15 protein-coding genes are annotated in these 17709 nt (G+C 73.2%); 6 read left to right on the top strand and 9 right to left on the bottom strand.

The genetic code is table 11. The annotated features are described in order from the left end of the window. Position 1 precedes the first annotated feature (1 nt). Positions 2-1336, bottom strand: a complete 1335-nt coding sequence (locus tag ASG36_RS08640) for an ATP-dependent 6-phosphofructokinase (protein ID WP_235494731.1) — start codon at positions 1334-1336, stop codon at positions 2-4. A gap of 60 nt (positions 1337-1396) precedes the next feature. Here ASG36_RS08640 and ASG36_RS08635 point away from each other — a divergent pair, with 60 nt between their 5' ends. Beyond that, the gene (locus ASG36_RS08635) at positions 1397-1897 is read left to right on the top strand and encodes an NUDIX domain-containing protein (protein WP_235494761.1); all 501 of its coding nucleotides are present in this window, start codon (positions 1397-1399) and stop codon (positions 1895-1897) included. Then, positions 1894-2493 (top strand): GDSL-type esterase/lipase family protein, encoded by a 600-nt coding sequence (locus tag ASG36_RS08630; protein WP_055761948.1) that lies wholly within the window; start codon positions 1894-1896, stop codon positions 2491-2493. The genes ASG36_RS08635 and ASG36_RS08630 overlap by 4 nt, the downstream gene beginning before the upstream one ends. Before the next feature lie 2 nt (positions 2494-2495). On the opposite strand, the gene ASG36_RS22890 is transcribed toward ASG36_RS08630, so the two are convergent. From ASG36_RS22890 to ASG36_RS08620, 3 genes are read right to left on the bottom strand one after another with little or no spacing between them, the layout of a single operon-like run. Then, positions 2496-2618: a hypothetical protein gene (locus tag ASG36_RS22890; RefSeq protein WP_255354612.1), complete on the bottom strand. Its 123-nt coding sequence runs from the start codon at positions 2616-2618 to the stop codon at positions 2496-2498. Positions 2619-2668: 50 nt separating this feature from the next. Then, complete coding sequence (locus ASG36_RS08625; protein WP_055761945.1) at positions 2669-4516, bottom strand: hydantoinase B/oxoprolinase family protein; 1848 nt, start codon at positions 4514-4516, stop codon at positions 2669-2671. Then, positions 4516-6579 (bottom strand): hydantoinase/oxoprolinase family protein, encoded by a 2064-nt coding sequence (locus tag ASG36_RS08620; protein WP_055761942.1) that lies wholly within the window; start codon positions 6577-6579, stop codon positions 4516-4518. Before ASG36_RS08620 ends, ASG36_RS08625 begins: the two co-directional genes overlap by 1 nt. A gap of 152 nt (positions 6580-6731) precedes the next feature. Here ASG36_RS08620 and ASG36_RS08615 point away from each other — a divergent pair, with 152 nt between their 5' ends. Next, entirely contained in the window at positions 6732-7670 is a 939-nt protein-coding gene (locus ASG36_RS08615) for a diiron oxygenase (RefSeq protein WP_055761938.1), read from the top strand. A gap of 13 nt (positions 7671-7683) precedes the next feature. After that, positions 7684-9105, top strand: coding sequence for an FAD-dependent oxidoreductase (locus ASG36_RS08610; protein ID WP_082522873.1), 1422 nt, complete (start codon positions 7684-7686; stop codon positions 9103-9105). Between the two features lie 21 nt (positions 9106-9126). Here the strand turns inward: ASG36_RS08610 and ASG36_RS08605 are convergent, their stop codons facing one another. The 4 genes from ASG36_RS08605 to ASG36_RS08590 are packed head-to-tail and all read right to left on the bottom strand — an operon-like array spanning position 9127 to position 14824. After that, a complete protein-coding gene (locus tag ASG36_RS08605) occupies positions 9127-9948 on the bottom strand; it encodes an SDR family oxidoreductase (protein WP_055761935.1) in 822 nt (273 codons plus the stop codon). A 15-nt stretch (positions 9949-9963) separates the two neighbouring features. Beyond that, complete coding sequence (locus tag ASG36_RS08600; protein WP_055761932.1) at positions 9964-11541, bottom strand: AMP-binding protein; 1578 nt, start codon at positions 11539-11541, stop codon at positions 9964-9966. Further along, positions 11538-13235, bottom strand: coding sequence for a class I adenylate-forming enzyme family protein (locus ASG36_RS08595; RefSeq protein ID WP_055761928.1), 1698 nt, complete (start codon positions 13233-13235; stop codon positions 11538-11540). Before ASG36_RS08595 ends, ASG36_RS08600 begins: the two co-directional genes overlap by 4 nt. After that, positions 13232-14824, bottom strand: a complete 1593-nt coding sequence (locus tag ASG36_RS08590) for an NAD(P)/FAD-dependent oxidoreductase (protein WP_055761925.1) — start codon at positions 14822-14824, stop codon at positions 13232-13234. Before ASG36_RS08590 ends, ASG36_RS08595 begins: the two co-directional genes overlap by 4 nt. An 85-nt stretch (positions 14825-14909) precedes the next feature. Between ASG36_RS08590 and ASG36_RS08585 the strand changes: the two genes are divergently transcribed. Beyond that, positions 14910-15833 carry an enoyl-CoA hydratase-related protein gene (locus ASG36_RS08585; RefSeq protein ID WP_162245179.1) on the top strand — a complete coding sequence of 308 codons (924 nt, stop codon included), beginning with the start codon at positions 14910-14912 and terminating at the stop codon, positions 15831-15833. Position 15834: 1 nt separating this feature from the next. Beyond that, positions 15835-16494 carry a TetR/AcrR family transcriptional regulator gene (locus ASG36_RS08580; protein WP_055761919.1) on the top strand — a complete coding sequence of 220 codons (660 nt, stop codon included), beginning with the start codon at positions 15835-15837 and terminating at the stop codon, positions 16492-16494. Between the two features lie 58 nt (positions 16495-16552). On the opposite strand, the gene ASG36_RS22990 is transcribed toward ASG36_RS08580, so the two are convergent. Next, the gene (locus tag ASG36_RS22990; RefSeq protein WP_082522871.1) at positions 16553-17701 is read right to left on the bottom strand and encodes a hypothetical protein; all 1149 of its coding nucleotides are present in this window, start codon (positions 17699-17701) and stop codon (positions 16553-16555) included. Positions 17702-17709: the final 8 nt, after the last annotated feature.

Here is a 17709-nt window from a genome sequence, read left to right as displayed (position 1 = left end):
CTCACACGTGGACGGGCTGGCCCGTCGCCTCCAGCACCGAGAGCCAGAGGTCCCCGCGAGGGTCGACCTGGTTCCGGGACGACGTCACCAGCGGGATGGGCAGGTTGACGAAGCGGCCGTGCCAGCGGCCGGCGACCGCCGCCGTCCGGCCGGCCATCGCCGCGTGCACCGCGGCCTGGGCGAGACGGGTGCAGTAGACCGAGTCGTGGCTGTTGGCCGGGACGCTGCGGATGGCGTAGCCGGGGTCGACGTAGCGCAGCTGGAACTGCTTGTCGGCGGCGGCGAGGTGGCCGGTGAGCCGGTCGCGGAGCAGGGCGCCGATGTCGTGCAGCTTGGCGTTGCCCGAGGGGTCGGTCTCCTCGCTGCCGGCGAACAGCTCCTGCCCGGCGCCCTCGGCGACCACGATCAGCGCGTGGTTCTGCCGGTCGAGGGTGCGTTCCACGTGCGCCAGCACCCCGCGCTCGCCTTCCAGCGGCATCTGCACCTCGGGGATGAGCACGAGGTCGACGTCGTCGCTGGCCAGGGTCGCGTAGGCGGCGATGAACCCGGAGTGCCGGCCCATCAGCTTCACCAGGCCCACCCCGCCCGGGTGCGAGCGCGCCTCGGTGGCCGCCGCCCGGATCGACTCCGCGGCGCGGCCGAACGCCGTCTGGAACCCGAAGCTGCGGTCGATCCACGGGATGTCGTTGTCGATCGTCTTGGGGACGCCGACCACCGCGATCGGCAGCCCCCGCCGCTGCGCCTCGTCGGCGATGGTCTGCGCCCCGCGCAGCGACCCGTCACCACCGACCACGAACAGGACGTCGATCCGGCGCAGCCGCAGCGTCTCGACCATCACCCTGGGGTCCTGGCCACCGCGCGAGGTGCCCAGCACCGTGCCGCCCTGCTGGTTGATCCACCGCACCGAGTCCGGCGTCAGCACCATCGGCTCCGCGCCGTAGGGCGTCAGGCCCTGGTAGCCGTCCCGGAAGCCCAGCACCTGGTGCACGCCGTAGTGCTCGGCCAGCTCGTCGACCAGCCCGCGGATCACGTTGTTCAGCCCCGGGCACAGCCCGCCGCAGGTCACGATGCCGACCTTGGTGCGCTTGGGGTCGAAGAACAGCATGCGGCGCGGGCCCCCGGGCTCGAACGTGGGCAGCTCCTCCACCGGCACGCCGCGGCGCATCGCCACGCCCAGCGTGCCGTCCACCAGCACCCGGTCGTGCTCGCCGACGTAGTGCATCGACTCGCCGCGCTCGAGCAGCCCGCCGTCCAGCGGGGAGTGGAACGTGAGCTCGCCGAGGGTGCGCACCTCGAGATCCGCCGCCGTCAGCTGCAGCTGTTCGCCCGTGTCCACGCAGGAGATCATCCCGGGTCGCTGTTGCGGGCCGGTCACGGGCACGCTGGCCCCGTGCCGATGTCCCCCTACGTCGCCGGGATGCGCGCCCGGATCGGCGACGACCTGCTGCTCCTGCCCACCATCGCGGTCGCCGTCTTCGACGACGCCGGTCGCCTGCTGATGGCCGAACACGTCGAGGGCGGCCGCTGGTCGGTGATCGGCGGTGGCGTCGAACCCGAGGAGGACCCCGCCGACGCCGCCCGCCGCGAGGTCGCCGAGGAGGTCGGGCTGGCCGTCGAGCTGCGCGGCATCGTCGGCGTCTACGGCGGCCCCGACTGCCGCAACCACTACGCCAACGGGCACCAGGTCGCCTTCGTCGCCGCGCTCTACGCCGCGTCGCTGGTGGGCGAGGTGCCGGGGACGACGGACGGCGAGATCAGCGCCACCGGCTGGTTCGACGAGCCCGGCGTCGCCGCCCTGGACACCCCCGACTGGACCAGCCGCGCCGTCGCCGACGCCTTCGGCTGGTGGCGGGCGCACGGAACAGCGCCCGGGCAGCCCTCGTTCGACCGGGCGTGACCTTCTCCCTGGCCGTGCTGGGCGACTCGATCGCCCACGGCACCGGCGCCTCCAGCCCGGCCGACGCGATCGGGCCGCGGCTGGTGCGGGCGCTGGCCGAGGACGACGTCGACGCCGCGCTGCAGGTGGTCGCCGTCCCCGGGTCGGTGTCGGCGGGGCTGGCCGCCCAGCTGCGCCAGGTCGCCCGGGCCGACCTCGCGATCGTCGTCGTGGGGTCCAACGACCTCACCCGGCTCGTCCCGCCGGCCACCGCGGCGGCGCTGCTGGGTGACGCCGTCCGGGCGTTGCGGCTGCTGGGTGCCGACGTCCTCGCCGTCCCCGCGCCGGACCTCTCCACGGTGCCGTGGGTGCCCCCGGCGCTGCACTCGCTGGTGAGCAACGCCAGCGGGGAGCTGCGGCGCCGGCAGACCGAGGCGGTGCGCGCAGCCGGCGGGGTGGCCGTGCCCATCGGTGAGGACCTGGCCGCCCGCTTCAAGGCCCAGCCGGCGCTGTTCGCCGCCGACCACTTCCACCCGTCGTCGGCGGGCTACGCGCTCATCGCCGAGGCGCTGGCGCCCGTGGTCCGCTCGATCGCCCGGGCGCGCACCGCAGCCTGAGGTCAGTCCTCCTCGTCGGCCTCCCGCGCCTTGAGCTCGCGGGTGGCCATGCCGCCCGTGCCGCCCTCGTCGTGCGGGCCGGGGTGCAGCTGGGCCTCGGCGTCGTCCTTCTCCGGCTCGGTCATCCGCCCACCCTGGCCCGGCCTGCTCCATCGCGCAGGCCGAGCCGCCGTCGTCAGAGCCTGTCGAACTCGTTGAAGGACGCCCCGCCCGAGAGCGTCGCGTAGCCCGGGCCGCGGTCGAAGAAGGGCTCGTCCCCGGTCCGCTCGGCGCGCATCGAGGAGCGCAGGGCGTCGGTCGCGGTGAGGTCGGCGTCCCCGTCCTCGTCGATCACGACGCCGTAGTCCCGCCGGGCGCCGGCGACGGACACCTTCAGCCAGGCGATGTCCTGCAGCACCTCCTCGACCGGGCGCTCCAGCGGGTCGCCCCAGCCGCCGCCCCCCGTCGTCCGGACGCGGACGACCGTGCCGGCCTTCAGCGGCTCGGCGTCGGCGAGGGCGTCGACCTCGTGCTCGTCGGGGCCGCCGGGGTCGACGGTGATCTGGAACGGCTGGCCGGCCTTGCCGCCCTTGACGCCCCAGCAGGCCAGGATCGAGCGGTCCGCGATGGACATGAAGTGCGCGTCGCGGAGCACCCGGATGTGCTTCTCGTAGCCGCAGCCACCGCGGTACCGGCCGGCGCCGCCGGAGTCCAGCGCCAGGCCCAGGGCCTCGATGCGCAGCGGGAAGCGGCCCTCGGTGAACTCGGTGGGCAGGTTCCGGGAGTCCGGGACGACGTGGATGGTGTCCTCGCCGTCGGCGTAGTAGCGCCCGCCCGAGCCGCCGCCGAGCACCTCGCGCATCAGGTAGGACTCCCCGTTGGCGTCGGTGCCGTAGACGCCGGTGTAGCGGATCGTCTCCTGGTCGGCGGGCATCCGGCCGCCGGTGGCCTTGGCCAGCACGCCGGCCAGCACGCCCAGCAGCCGCAGGATCACGAACGTGCGGGCGTTGGTGGGTGCGGGGAACACCGGGGTGAGCAGCGTGCCCTTCTCCGGGAAGCGCATCTCGATCAGCGGGACGACGCCCTCGTTGACGTCGAGCTCGGCCATCCGCTCCGGGGTGGCCGCCAGGTTGCGCAGCACCGGGGCCAGCCACTTCTTGAGGAAGTTGCCGTCGGAGTAGTCGCCGCAGTGGTTGATCGGGCCCTTGGCCTGGGGGCCGGTGCCGGTGAAGTCGATGACCAGCGGCACCTCGGCGGTGCTGTCCATCGTCAGCGTGATCCGCTGGCGGTGCAGCATCGGCTCGTCCACGCCGTCGTGCTCGGCGTAGTCCTCCCAGACGTAGGTGCCGTCGGGGATCTGGCTGAGGATCTCGGTGCGGTAGACCTCGGTCGAGTTCGACAGGATCGCGTCGAAGCACGCCTCCACGGCCTCCACCCCGTACCGCTCGAACAGCTCACCGAGCCGGCGGGCACCGGACAGGCAGGCCGAGCACTCGGCGTCGAGGTCGGCGGCCAGCGAGTCGGGCATCCGGGAGTTGCGCGTCATGATCTTGAGCGCGCTCTCGTTCGGGACGCCGCGGTCCCACAGCTTGATCGGGGGGACCATCAGGCCCTCCTCGAACATGCTGGTGGCCGCCGAGGGCATCGAGCCCGGGACGGCGCCGCCGATGTCGTCGTGGTGGCCGAAGGCCTGCACGAACGCGACCACCGCGCCGCCGGCGAACACCGGCACGGTCACGCAGAGGTCGGGCAGGTGGCCGATCCCGCCCTCGGAGAGGTAGACGTCGTTGTGGAAGAAGACGTCTCCCACGTTCATCTGGTCGATCGGGTAGTCCCGGACGACGGGCTGCACCAGCGCGGAGTAGGAGCGACCGGTGAGCTTGCGCAGCTTGCGGTCGTGGATCCCGGCCCGGAAGTCGTGCGCGTCGCGGATCATCGGTGAGCGCGAGGTGCGGCCGATGGCGGTCTCGACCTCCATCTCGATCGCGGCCAGCGTGCCCGCGACGATCTCGACGAGCACCGGGTCGGCGGCAACGGCGGTCATCAGGACTCCTTGGTGAGCAGCAGGTTGGCGAACGGGTCGACGGTCGCGCGGAAGCCGGGGTGCACCGGGACGGTGGAGCCGAACTCCTCCACGATCGCCGGGCCGGCGACGACGTCGCCGGGCTGGAGCTCGGTGCGGGTGTAGGTGGGGGTGTCGACCCACTCGGTGTCGAAGAAGACCCGGCGCGAGCCGGAGACGGCGTCGGCGACCGACCCCGACGTCCGCTCGGGGGCCGGGACCATGGCCGGACGACGGATCGGGCCGATCCCGCTGACCCGCAGGTTCACCCACTCCACGGCCTGGCGGGGGTCGGCGGCGAAGTCGTAGCCGTAGAGCTGGCGGTGCGCGGCGTGGAAGGCCGCGGCGACCTCGTCGAGGTCCTCGCCGTGCACGGGCACCCGCACCTCGAAGGCCTGGCCGACGTAGCGCAGGTCCGCCGTCCGCTGCATCTTCTGCTCGTCGCGGGTGAAGCCCTCGCCGTCCAGTGCGGTCGCGGCCTGGGCCTCGAGCGCGGCGAACGCGGCGCCGACCGCGGCCGGGTCCAGCGCGGTGTGCCGGGTGACCATCGTCTGCACGTAGTCGTTGCGCACGTCCACGGTGAGCAGCCCGAACGCGCTGACGTTGCCCGGGTTCGGCGGCACCAGGGTGCGCGGCAGGCCCAGCACGTCCATCAGCCGGCAGGCCAGCAGCGAGCCCGAGCCGCCGAAGGTGGTCAGGGTGAAGTCGCGGACGTCGAGACCGCGGGCCACGGTCACCTGGCGCAGCGCGTTGGCCTGGTTCCAGGCCGAGATCTCCAGGATGCCGGTGGCCGCGCGCTCCAGGGACAGGTCGAGCTCCCCGCCCAGCTTCTCGAGGCCGCCGCGGGCCGCTTCGACCGACAGCGGGATCTCCCCGCCCAGCAGGTGCGGGGGGATCCGGCCGAGGACGACGTGCGCGTCGGTGACGGTGGGCTCGGGGCCGCGGCTGGGGTAGCACATCGGGCCCGGGTCGGCGCCGGCCGAGCGGGGGCCGACCTTGAGCGTGCCCTCCGGCGACAGCCAGGCGATGGAGCCGCCGCCGGCGCCCACGGTGACGACGTCGATCATCGGGATCTTGGACGGGTAGTCGCCCACGGTGCCCTCGGTGGTGAGCGCGGGCTCGCCGTCGATGACCACGGTGACGTCGGTGGACGTGCCGCCGCCGTCGCAGGTCAGGATCCGGTCGAACCCGGCGGTGCCGGCGATGAGCGCGGCACCCAGGGCGCCGGCGGCCGGGCCGGAGAGCATCGTGGTGATCGGCTGGTGCACGACCTCTTCGGCCGACAGCACGCCGCCGTTGCTCTTCATCACGTAGAAGGGCACGTCAGGGGCCAGCTCGTCCAGGCGCCGGCGGATGTTGGTGACGTAGGCGGCCACCTTCGGCTTCACCGCGGCGTCGACCAGCGTGGTCACCGAGCGCTCGTACTCGCGGTACTCCCGCAGCACGCCGGAGGAGATGGAGACGACGCAGTCGGGGTGTTCCACGTGGAGCACGTCGAGCATGGCGCGCTCGTGGGTGTCGTTGGCGTAGGCGTGCAGGAAGCAGACCCCGACGGTGGTGATCCCGGCGTCCTTGAAGAACCGGGCGGCCGCGACGGCCTGCTCGCGGTCGAAGGGGCGCACCTCGGTGCCGGTGTGGTCCAGCCGCCCGCCGACGGTCTTGACCAGGTCGGCCGGCACGATCCGCGGCGGCTTGACCCAGAAGTAGCTGTTGCCGTAGCCGTCGGGCACTGACTGGCGGGCGATCTCCAGCACCGAGGCGTAGCCCTCGGTGGTGATGAACCCGATCCGGTCGAGCTTGCCCTCGAGCAGCTGGTTGGTCGCCACCGTCGTGCCGTGGCTGACCGCCTCGATCGCCGCGGCGGCGTCGGTGATGCCCAGCATGTCCAGGACCTTCTGGACGCCGGCGAGGAACCCGTCGGCCGGGTTGCCCGGGGTGGAGGGCGTCTTCGTCGTCGTCGTCGCGCCGGTCTCCTCGTCCACCGCCACCACGTCGGTGAAGGTGCCGCCGGTGTCGATGCCGATGCGTACGCGCCTGCTCGTCATGGATTTACCTTAGCGATGAGAGACCCGGAGCGGAAGGTGCTCGACGGGATGACGCGTGTGTCCTGGGGTTGCACGTACCGCCGCCGACCGGCATCCTCTTACCTGTGACCAACGGTCACACGCACTGTTCCCGGACAGCGGAGGACCCAGCGATGACCAGCACCCTGCCGAACGCCACCACCGACGAGCTCACCGGCGTCTTCCACGCCGGGGCCCGGGACGGCGAGGAGGTCGCGCGCCGGCTGCTGGACTCCGCCGCCCAGCTCTCCTACGACCCGAGCACCGAGGTCGACTGGGACGAGCCGCTGGGCGAGGGTCTGCACGGGCTGAACCCGGAGTGGAGCACCCTCTACGGCACGCCCCTGTGGGACGAGATGACCGAGGAGCAGCGGGTCACGCTCACCCGGCACGAGGTCGCCTCGATCATGAGCACCGGCATCTGGTTCGAGATGATCCTGCAGCAGATGCTGCTGCGGGAGCACTACGCCGGGGACGCCACCCGCAAGGACTTCCAGTTCGCGCTCACCGAGATCGCCGACGAGTGCCGGCACTCGATCATGTTCGCCCGGGCCTGCGAGAAGCTCGGCGCCACCGGCTACGCGCCCAAGCGCAGCGGCATCGAGCTGGGTCGGTTCTTCAAGACCGTCGCCGGCGCCGAGCGGGCCTTCGGGGCCGCCCTGGTCGCCGAGGAGGTCCTCGACGTCATGCAGCGCGACTGGATGCGGGGCGAGGACGTCCTGCCGATGATCCGCACGACCAGCCGGATCCACGTGGTCGAGGAGTCCCGGCACATGACCTACGCCCGGCAGGAGATGCGGGAGTCGCTCGTCGGGGCCTCGAAGCCCCGGCTGCGCGCCTCGGCCCTGCTGATCGCCATCGTGACGTCGGTGGTGGTGACGAACCTGGTGCACCGCGACGTCTACACCGCTGCCGGGCTGGACGCCGACCGGGCCGAGCGCGAGGCCGCCGGCAACAAGCACCACCACGCGATGATGCGCACCAGCAGCCGGCACCTGATGGCCTTCCTGGGCGAGTGCGGCCTGCTCACCGGTCCCGCGGTGGTTGTCTACCGCCGCCTGCACATGCTCTGAGGACGACGACGACATGGCGTTCGCGATCACCCAGAACTGCTGCTCGGACGCCTCCTGCGTCTCGGTCTGCCCGGTCAACTGCATCCACCCCACGCCCGACGAGCCGGAGTTCGGCCACACCGAGACGCTGTACGTCGACCCGGCCACCTGCATCGACTGCGGCGCCTGCGCCGACGCCTGCCCGGTGGACGCCATCGCCCCCACCTGGGTGCTCCGGCCCGACCAGCAGGTGTTCGCCCAGGTCAACGCCGACTGGTTCACCCGGCCCGACGCACCGGCGGCCCCGGTGTGGGATGCCCCGCGCTTCCCGACCGTGGACCTGTCGAAGGTGGGCAGGCTGGAGGTCGCCGTCGTCGGCACCGGGCCGGCCGCCGTCTACGCGGCCCAGTCGATCCTGCGGGCCACCGAGGCCCGGGTGACCTTCCTCGAGCGGCTCGGGACGCCGGGCGGACTGGCCCGCTGGGGCGTGGCCCCGGACCACCCGGGCACCCGGCGGGTGCTCGAGCACACCACCGCGGTGCTCCGGCACCCCCGGGTCACCCTGCGCACCGGCGTCGAGGTCGGGCGGGACGTCACCCCGGCCGAGCTCGCCGCCCGCTACGACGCCGTCCTCTACGCCACCGGTGCCGCCGGGGACCGGGCACTGGACGTGCCGGGTCAGGAGCTGGCCGGCAGCGTCTCGGCCCGCGAGGTCGTCAACTGGTACACCGGCCACCCCGAGGCCGCGCCGGTCGACCTGACCCGGGTGCAACGGGTCGTCGTCGTCGGCACCGGGAACGTCGCGCTCGACGTGGCCCGGATGCTCGCCGGGGACGCCGGCCGGCTGGCCGGCACCGACACCTCCCCGGCCGCGCTCGAGGCGCTGCACACGAGCGCGTTGCGCGAGGTGGTGGTGGTCGGCCGTCGCGGTGCCGAGGACGCCGCCTGCAGCCGGTCGGAGCTGCGCGCGCTGACCCACCTGGCCGGCGTCCGCACCGTGCTCGCCGGGGAGGCCCCCGACGGCGCGGCCCCCGGCAGCCTGGGCGAGCTGTTCGCCGGGCTCGACCGGTTCGACGACGACCTGTCGGCCGCCCCCGGGCCCGGCCGCCGGATCGTGTTCGCCTTCGACCGGGCCACCACCGAGCTGGTCGGGAGCGAGCGGGTCGAGGGCATCACCCTGACCGGCAGCGAGGGGAGCACGACCGTCCCCACCGAGCTGGTGGTGCGGGCGATCGGCCACCGCGGCACGGAGCTGCCGGGACTGCCCTTCGACGAGGAGCTCGGCCGGGTGCCGCACCAGGCCGGTCGGGTGACCGGCGGACCCACCGGCACCTACGTCGTCGGCTGGGCCAAGCGCGGGCCCTCGGGCGGCATCGGTGCCAACCGCGCCGACGCCGAGGAGACCGTGGACTCCCTGCTGGCCGACGCCGCCGCCGGCCTCATCGGCCGGCGGTAGCGCCGGGGGCAGCGCAGGGACTCAGCCCTGGGCCAGCTCGGCCACGTGCTGCCACTCCTGCCAGCCGGCCAGGCGCTTCTCGTAGTCGGCGGTGGCGATGCCCAGCGGGGCCGAGCCGAAGAAGACCCGCAGCGGCGGGTTCTCGGCGTCCACGACCTGGAGCACCGCGGCGGCGGAGGCGGCCGGGTCGCCGGGGGAGGAGACCCGGGCCTTGCGCTGCTCGGCGGCCTTCTCCCGGAACGTGTCGTAGGCCGGGTTCGGCGTGGCGTGCTTGGCCGAGGCGCCGCCCCAGTCGGTGTCGAACCCGCCGGGCTCGATGAGCGTCACGTGCACGCCGAAGTCGGCGACCTCGGCAGCCAGGGCCTGGGAGAAGCCCTCCAGGGCCCACTTGGAGGCGTTGTAGACCCCGATGTTCGGGAACGCGGAGATCCCGCCAATGCTCGAGACCTGCAGCACGTGGCCCGAGCCCTGTGCGCGCAGGAAGGGCAGCGCGGCCTGGGTGACCCAGAAGGCGCCGAACACGTTGGTCTCGAACTGGGCGCGGACCTCGGCCTCGGAGGCCTCCTCGATCATCCCGAACTGGCCGTAGCCGGCGTTGTTGACCACGACGTCGAGCCGGCCGAAGTGCGCGTGGGCCTGCTCGACGGCCGCGAACACCGCGGCCCGGTCGTCCACGTCGAGCCGGATCGGGAGCAGCCGGTCGCCGAAGCGGGCGGCGAGGTCGTCCAGGGAGGCGGTGTCCCGCGCGGTGGCGGCGACTGCGTCCCCGCGCTCGAGGGCGGCGATGGACCACTCGCGACCGAAACCGCGGGAGGCCCCGGTGATGAACCAGGTCTTGGGCATGTCAGGCCCAGCGCATCAACCGGCCGGACTGTTCCGTACCGACGCCCGCAGCACGTTCTTCTGGATCTTCCCGGTGGGGGTGCGAGGCAGCTCCTGGACCAGCACCAGCGACTCCGGGTACTTCTGCCGGGCGATGCCGAGCCCGTCGAGGAACGTGGTGAGCGACGCCAGGGTCACCGTCGCCCCGGCCCGGGGGACGACGACGGCGCAGCCCCGCTCGGTCAGCACCGGGTCCGGCACGGCCACCACCGCGACGTCGGCGACGTCGGGGTGCCGGTACAGCAGGTCCTCGACCTCCTTGGCGCTGATGTTCTCCCCGCCGCGCAGGATCAGGTCCTTGCTGCGGCCGGTGACGGTGAGGAACCCGGCCCCGTCGACCCGGCCCAGGTCCCCGGTGACGAACCAGCCGTCGGCGTCCACCACCTGCCGGTCGAGGCCGTGGTAGCCCAGGAACATCTCCGGGGCCCGGGCCCGCAGGTGGCCGACCGTGCCGGCCGGCACCTCGCGCTCCTCGTCGTCCACCACCCGCAGCTCGCCGAGGCCGACCACCCGGCCGTCGGTGTCCGCGCGCAGGTCGGCCTGGTCGTCGGCGTGCCCGGCGGTGACGGTGGGGATCTCGGTGGAGCCGTAGACCCGCACCACCGTGCAGTCCAGGTCGCGGGCGGCCTCCCGCACCAGCTCGGGCGGCACGTCGGCCCCGCCGCACCCGAACACCTGCAGGGACGACGACGCCGGCCGGGCCGGGGAGTGCGTCAGCCCGTGCAGGAACGGGGTGGCTGCGACCGTGACGCTGCAGCCCTCGGCCTCGACCAGCGCCCAGCCGCGCTCCGGGGACCAGACGTCGCAGAACACGACCGCGGTGCCCAGCAGCGACGCCAGGTGGAAGCCGTAGAGCACCCCGGTCACGTGCGCGACCGGCGAGGCCGCGAGCACGACGTCGTCCCCGGTGAGCTGCAGGTGGGCGACCATGCTGCGGTCCTCGTGGCCGAGGGTGTCGTGGCTGTGCACGGCGCCCTTGGGGTCGGACTCGGTGCCCGAGGTGTAGAGCAGGCACACCGGGTCGCCGCTGGTGCGCCCCGGCTCGGCGTGCCCGCCCTCGGTGGTGGAGAGCAGCTCGTCGAAGCCGGGCGCGCGGGCGGTCACCACGTGCTCGAGGGCCGGGCAGTCCGCCCGCAGCCGCTGCGCCATCGCGGTGTGGTCGTACCCGCGGAACACCCCGGGGACGACGAGCACCCGCGCCCCGCCCGAGCGCAGCGCGAACCGCATCTCCGAGTCCCGCAGGATCGGCATCAGCGGGTTGCTCACCGCGCCGAGCCGGATCGCGGCGAGGTGGACGACGAGCGCCTCCCACCAGTTGGGCAGCTGCTGGGCCACGACGTCCCCGGGCCCGACGCCGAGCCGGCGCAGCCCCGCGGTCGTCCGCACCACCCGGTCGTCGAGCTCGGCGTAGGTCAGCCGGACGTCGCCGTCGACCAGGGCGAGCCGGTCGGGGTCGGCACCGGAGACCCAGGAGTCGAGCAGCGTGCCGTCGTACGCGCCGGCGGCGGTCCACCGCTCCCGGACGGCGTCCGACGCGCGCGGGAAGGTGCTCACGCCAGGGTCTGCTTCGCCCGCTCGGCCAGCAGGAACTTGCGGGGCCGACCGGACGGCGTCAGCGGGATCTGGTCCGGTGCGATGGCCAGCACGTGCCGGGGCACCTTGTACCGGGCCAGCCGCTGCGCGGCGAAGGCCAGCACCTCGGCGGCGTCCAGCTCGGCGCCCGGGGCCAGCACCACCCAGGCGACGCCGACCTCGCCCATCCGCTCGTCGGGCAGCGGGACGACCAGCGCCGTGGTGATCCCGGGGTGCTCGGCCAGGACCACCTCGACGTCCCCGGGCACCACCTGCTCCCCGCCGCAGCGATAGCAGTCCTTGACCCGGCCGGCCAGCCGCAGCCACCCGTCGGCGTCCACCGAGCCCAGGTCACCGGTGCGCAGCCACCCGTCGGCGGTGAAGGTCGCGGCGTCGGCGGCCGGGTTCTCGAAGTAGCCGGTGATCACGCCGGGGCCGCGGGCCAGCAGCTCGCCGACCGCGCCGGGCTCCAGCGGCTCCCCGGTCACCGGGTCCGCGGTGCGGTACACGACCAGCCGCCGGTCCAGCGCGGGGTCCCCGGCGACGCCGGCGTCCCGCACCCGGCCGTTCGTGGTGCGCCGTCGGTCCGGCGGGTCTTCCGGGCGGGTGCACGTGGTGGAGGCCGTCGTCTCGCTCTGCCCGTAGCCGGTGACCACCTCGACGTCGCCGAACACCTCGTCGATGGCGTCCCAGATGCCCGCGGGGGACACCCCGCCCGAGGAGAACAGGTGGGTCAGCGACGACACGTCGTGCACGTTCTCCCGCAGCTCGGCCAGCACCGCCAGCGTCATCGTGGGGATGAGGAGCGCGTCGTCACAGCGGTGCTCCTCGATCGCGGCCACGGTGTTCGCCGCGTCGAAGGACAGCTGCGCGACCAGCGAGCCGCCCACGAACGGCACCGTCAGCAGGCCCTCGACGAAGCCGTACACGTGGTACATCGGCAGCGAGAACGTCAGCCGGTGGCCGTCGGCGAAGGCCCGGCCGAAGACCGAGGAGAACGCCGCCCGCAGCAGCATGTCGTGGGTGAGCGGCACGCCCTTGGGCTCGCCGGTCGTGCCGGAGGTGAACAGCAGCACCGCGGCGTCGTCCGGGTCCCCGGTGGAGTCCTGGATCGGCGCGGTCTCGGAGAGCGCGGCCAGCGTCGTCGTGCCCTTGCGGGGCAGGGCCTGCCCGGTCTCCACGACGACGACGTGCCGCAGCTCGGGCAGTGTCTCCCCGCCCCCGGCGGTCTCCCAGCCCGGGGCCAGCTCGTCGAGCATCGCCAGGTGGTCGGTGCCCCGGAAGGAGTCCATGACCACCAGTGCGACGGCGTGCGAGCGGCGCAGCACGAAGCCGAGCTCCGCGGTCCGGTTCAGGAAGTTGATCGGGACGGCGGTGACCCCCAGCCGGCTCAGCGCGTGGGTGACCACCGGGAACTCCGCGTAGTTGGCCAGCACCACCCCCACGTGGTCCCCGGCCCGCACCCCCAGCCCGGCCAGTCCGGCCGCCAGCCGGCGGGAGCGCTCGGCGACCTCGGCGTACGTCCACCGCACCCGGTCGGTGAGCACGAACGGCCGGTCGGCGAACTCGGTGCAGGCGTGGTCGAGCGCGCCGGACAGCGTCCGCGGCGTCCACGTCGGGAAGCGCTCCTCCAGCAGCTCGCGCCGCCGGGCGGGGGAGAGCGGGTGCGCGGTCACCGGGCGGCCGCCGTGAGGTGGAACCCGTCGTAGCCGTCGGCCACGACCTTGTCCAGGACCCGGGTGTAGCCACGCACCCCGCCGACGTAGGGCGTGAACACCCGTGGCTTGCCGGGCACGTCGTCCCCCATGTAGTAGCTGCGGGCCTGCGGGTAGAGCGTGGCCTCGGCCCGTTCGTTGACGTGGTCGACCCACCGGTCCTGGGCGGCGGCATCGGCCTCGATCACGTCCGCGCCGCGTTCCCCGGCGGCCTCGAGCAGGTCGGCCACCCAGTCGACGTGCTGCTCGATGCTCAGCAGGACGTTCGAGAGCAGCGAGGGGCTGCCCGGACCGGCGATGACGAACAGGTTGGGGAACCCGGCCACCTGGACGCCCAGGTAGGTGCGCGGCCCGCCCGACCACGCCTCGCGCAGCGTGAGCCCGTCCCGGCCGACGATCTCGGGCTTCAGCAGCGCCCCGGTCATCGCGTCGAACCCGGTGGCGAAGACGACGACGTCGAGCTCGACCTCCCGCTCGGTGGTCTGCAGCCCGCGCGGGGTGAAGCCGGTGACCGGGGTGTCCCGCACGTCGACCAGGTCGACGTCGTCCCGGTTGAAGGTCTCGAAGTACCCCGAGTCCACCGGCGGCCGCTTGGCCCCGAACGGGTAGCCCTCGGGCAGCAGGTGCGGCAGCAGCTCGGGCTTGGTCACCTTCTCGGTGATCTTGGCCCGGACGAAGTCCGCGACGGTGGCGTTGGCCGCCTCGTCGAGCATCAGGTCGCGGTAGGCCAGCAGGAACCCGAAGCCGGTGGTCGGCCACTGCTCCTCGTAGTGCCGACGGCGCTCCTCGGGGTCGACCTCGAGGGCGGACTCCCGGCTGACCGGGAAGCTCAGCCCGGTCGGCGAGGTGCGCGCGGCCTCCCGTCGCTCCCGGTAGACGGCCTTGACCGCGGCGTCCTCGGCGTCGTCCACGGGGGCGTTGGTGGCCGGGATGGAGAAGTTCGGGGTGCGCTGGAAGACGGTGAGGTGCGCGGCCTGCTCGGCGACGACGGGGATGAGCTGGGTGCCCGACGACCCGGTCCCGATGACGCCGACCCGCTTCCCGCTGAGGTCGACGCCCTCCTTCGGCCACCGGGCGGTGTGCAGCACGGTGCCGGTGAAGTCGTCCTGCCCGGGCAGCTCGGGGTCCTTGGGCACGCTCAGCTGGCCGGTGGCCATGACCACGAAGCGGGCCCGCCAGGCGCCGGCCGTGGTCTCCACGTCCCACCCGCCGTCACCGAACACCATCCGGGTCACCCGGGTGTGCAGGTGCACGTCGCGGGCCAGGTCGAAGCGCTCCACCACGTGGTCGACGTAGCGCAGGATCTCCGGCTGGGTCGCGTAGCGCTCGGTCCAGCGCCACTCCTGCTCCAGGTCGGGGTCGAAGCCGTAGGAGTAGTCGTGGCTGCGGACGTCGCAGCGCGCCCCGGGGTAGCGGTTCCAGTGCCACACGCCACCGATCCCGTCCCCGGCCTCCAGCACGGCCACGCTGTGCCCGCGCTCGCGCAGCGTGTGCAACGCGCGCAGACCGGCGAAGCCGGCTCCCACCACCACGACGTCGACGTCGGTCATGGGGCGACTGTGGCCCTGGACACGTCGGGCTGTCAACACCTACGTTGGCGTTGACGACAGCCGGGACGACGACGGAGGAACCGACATGGGCCGCAGGGTGCCGACACCATCGATGCTCACCTACGAGAAGGAGGGCCGGATCGCCACCATGACGCTGAACCGGCCCGACCGGGGCAACGCGCTGTGCCGGCAGCTGCGCGACGAGATGGACGACGTCCTCGACGACCTGGACAGCGACGACGACACCCGGGTGCTCATCGTCGCCAGCAACGGCAAGAACTTCTGCACCGGCTACGACCTGTCCGAGTGGGGCTACCTCTGGGGCACCGGTGAGCCCTCGCGGCCCGAGGACAGCCGCCCGCACCGCCGCGCCCCCATCTTCAGCCGCCGCGAGTTCCACGAGTCCCGCGAGCGCTGGATGCGGCTGTGGCGCATCCGGCAGGCCACCGTCGGCGTCGTCCGCGGAGCCTGCGTGGCCGGTGGGCTGGACCTGGCCGGCGTCCTCGACGTGGTGTTCGCCGCCGACGACGCGACCTTCGGCCAGCCCGAGGCCCGCACCATGGGCGAGATCCACACCTTCGGCATGTGGCCGGTGCACCTGGGCATGCGCAAGACCAAGGAGTGGCTGTTCACCGGCGACTCGATGACCGGCACCGAGGCCGAGCAGTACGGCCTGGTGAACAAGGCCGTCCCCGCCGACGAGGTGATGGCGGTGGCCCGCACCTACGCCGAGCGGATCAGCCACGTGCCGCTGGAGATGCTCTACAGCCACAAGGAGGCCACCAACCGCTGGTGGGACGCGATGGGCATCGCCTCCGCGATCGCCGCGGCCAACGACGCCGACGCGATGGCGATCGCCGGGCCCGCGATGGCGGACTTCGAGCGCATCCAGCGGGCCGACGGCGTCCGGGCCGCGGTCGAGGACCGGGACGAGCCGTTCAGCCACCACCGCACCTACTGGGAGGCCTACCAGGCCGGTCGCGCGGCGGAGCGCGCGTCCCGGGAGTGAGGTGAGCTCCCCCGAGCCCTCCAGCGACCTCGGTCGGCGCCGGGCCGCCCGGCGGGACTCCGGCAAGCCCGCGTTCGCCGAGCGCCGGGCCGAGATCGTCACGGCCGCGGCCCGGGTCTTCTCGGGCCGCGGCTACGCCCGGACGACGCTGGCCGACGTCGCCGCCGAGCTCGGCATGGACCGGGCCTCGCTCTACCACTACGTGGGCAGCAAGCAGGAGCTCTTCCAGGACGTCGTCGGCGAGACGGTGGAGCGCAACGCCGAGCGCGCCGAGGCGATCGCGGCCGGCCCGGGGACGCCTGCGGACAAGCTGCGTGAGCTGGTCACCGAGATGATGGCCAGCTACGCCCGCAGCCACCCGTTCCTCTACGTCTACCTGCAGGAGGACCTGCGCGCCGTCACCCCGGACCGCTCGGAGTGGGCTCAGCACATGCGGCGGGTCAACAAGCGCTACGAGAACGCCGTCGTGGCCATCGTGGCGGCCGGGGCCGACGACGGGACCTTCGCCGTCCGTGGTGACCCGTACGTCGTCGCGGCCGGGGTGATCGGGATGGTGTCCTGGACCAACCGCTGGTTCGACCCCGGGACGTCGACCTTCACCGCCGCCGAGATCGCCCGGACCTACGCCGACACGCTCGTGCTGGGGCTGTCCGCGGGCTGAACGCACGAGCGCCCCTCCCGACCGTGGTCGGGAGGGGCGCTCGCAGGTGCGGGGTGGGTCAGCGCTGCTGGCCGCCCTGACCCTGGTCGCCCTCGAGCCGCTCGTAGCCGGTGGCCCGGGGGAGCTGCTGGGTGCCCGGGTCCTCCTGCTGGACCGGGGGCTGGGCGTAGGCCTGCGAGGGGTCCGGGACCGGGACGGCCTCGGTGGAGTACCCCTGCGGCTGGCCGTACTGCTGCTGCTGGCCCTCGGGCTGGCCGTAGCGCTGGCCCTCGGCGCCGTACTGCTCGGTCGTGCCCTGGCCGTAGCGCTGGCCCTGGTCGCCGTAGGCCTGGCTGGGGTCGCCGCCCTGCTGCTGGTCGTAGGGCTGCTGGCCGTAGGCGCTGGCGCCGTACTGCTGGCCGGTCTGCGGCTGGCCGTACTGCTGCTGGCCGGAGTACTGCTGACCCTGCTGGCTCGCGTACTGCTGCTGGCCCTGCTGGTCGTCGGGGCGGTACTGCTGGGCCTCCTGGCGGATGGCGTCCCGCGGGGAGCTGGCGTTGGCCGCCTCGCGCTTCATGTTCGGGGCCTCGGCCTCGACCTTGGACAGCGCGTTCTCCCAGCGCTGGCGCATCGGCACGATGCCACCACCACCGACGGCCACGACGACGACGCCGACGAGCGCGGCGAGCGTGGCGTAGAGGACGGCGTTGACCACGTTCTGGGCGATCTCGAGCTGGTTCAGCGCGGCGATGACACCCAGGGCCAGGATCACCGTGGAGGCGACGTTGGCCAGGATCTTGCCGTAGGACAGCGAGCCCAGGGTGTTCTGCACCAGGAGCTTGACGCCGGCAGCGATTGCAGCGGCGATGACCAGGATCAGGATCGCGACGAAGACCTTGGGCAGGTAGCCGATGATCGCCGACAGGTAGTCGCTGATCGGGTTCTGGCCGAAAACGCCGAACGCCGTGGACAGCACGAACAGCATGACCGCGTAGAAGACGATCTTCGCGAGGATCTGCGAGGCGTCGTACTGCGAGTTCTGCAGGGCCTTCTTGATGCCGCCGCGCTCGACCGCCCGGTCGAAGCCGACCTTCTCGAGCACCTTGACCAGCACCTTCTCCAGCGCCTTGGCGATGAAGTAGCCGATGGCCAGGATGATGATGAACAAGAGCAGTGCGGGGAGGAACGCCACGACGTTGTCGAGTGCGTTCCGGAAAGAGTCGCCCATGGGCGCAT

This window comes from Geodermatophilus sp. Leaf369 (genome assembly GCF_001424455.1).
Classification (GTDB): Bacteria; Actinomycetota; Actinomycetes; order Mycobacteriales; family Geodermatophilaceae; genus Klenkia.
Note: the sequence above shows the minus strand (reverse complement) of the source record. Positions and strands in the feature narration are given on the sequence as shown.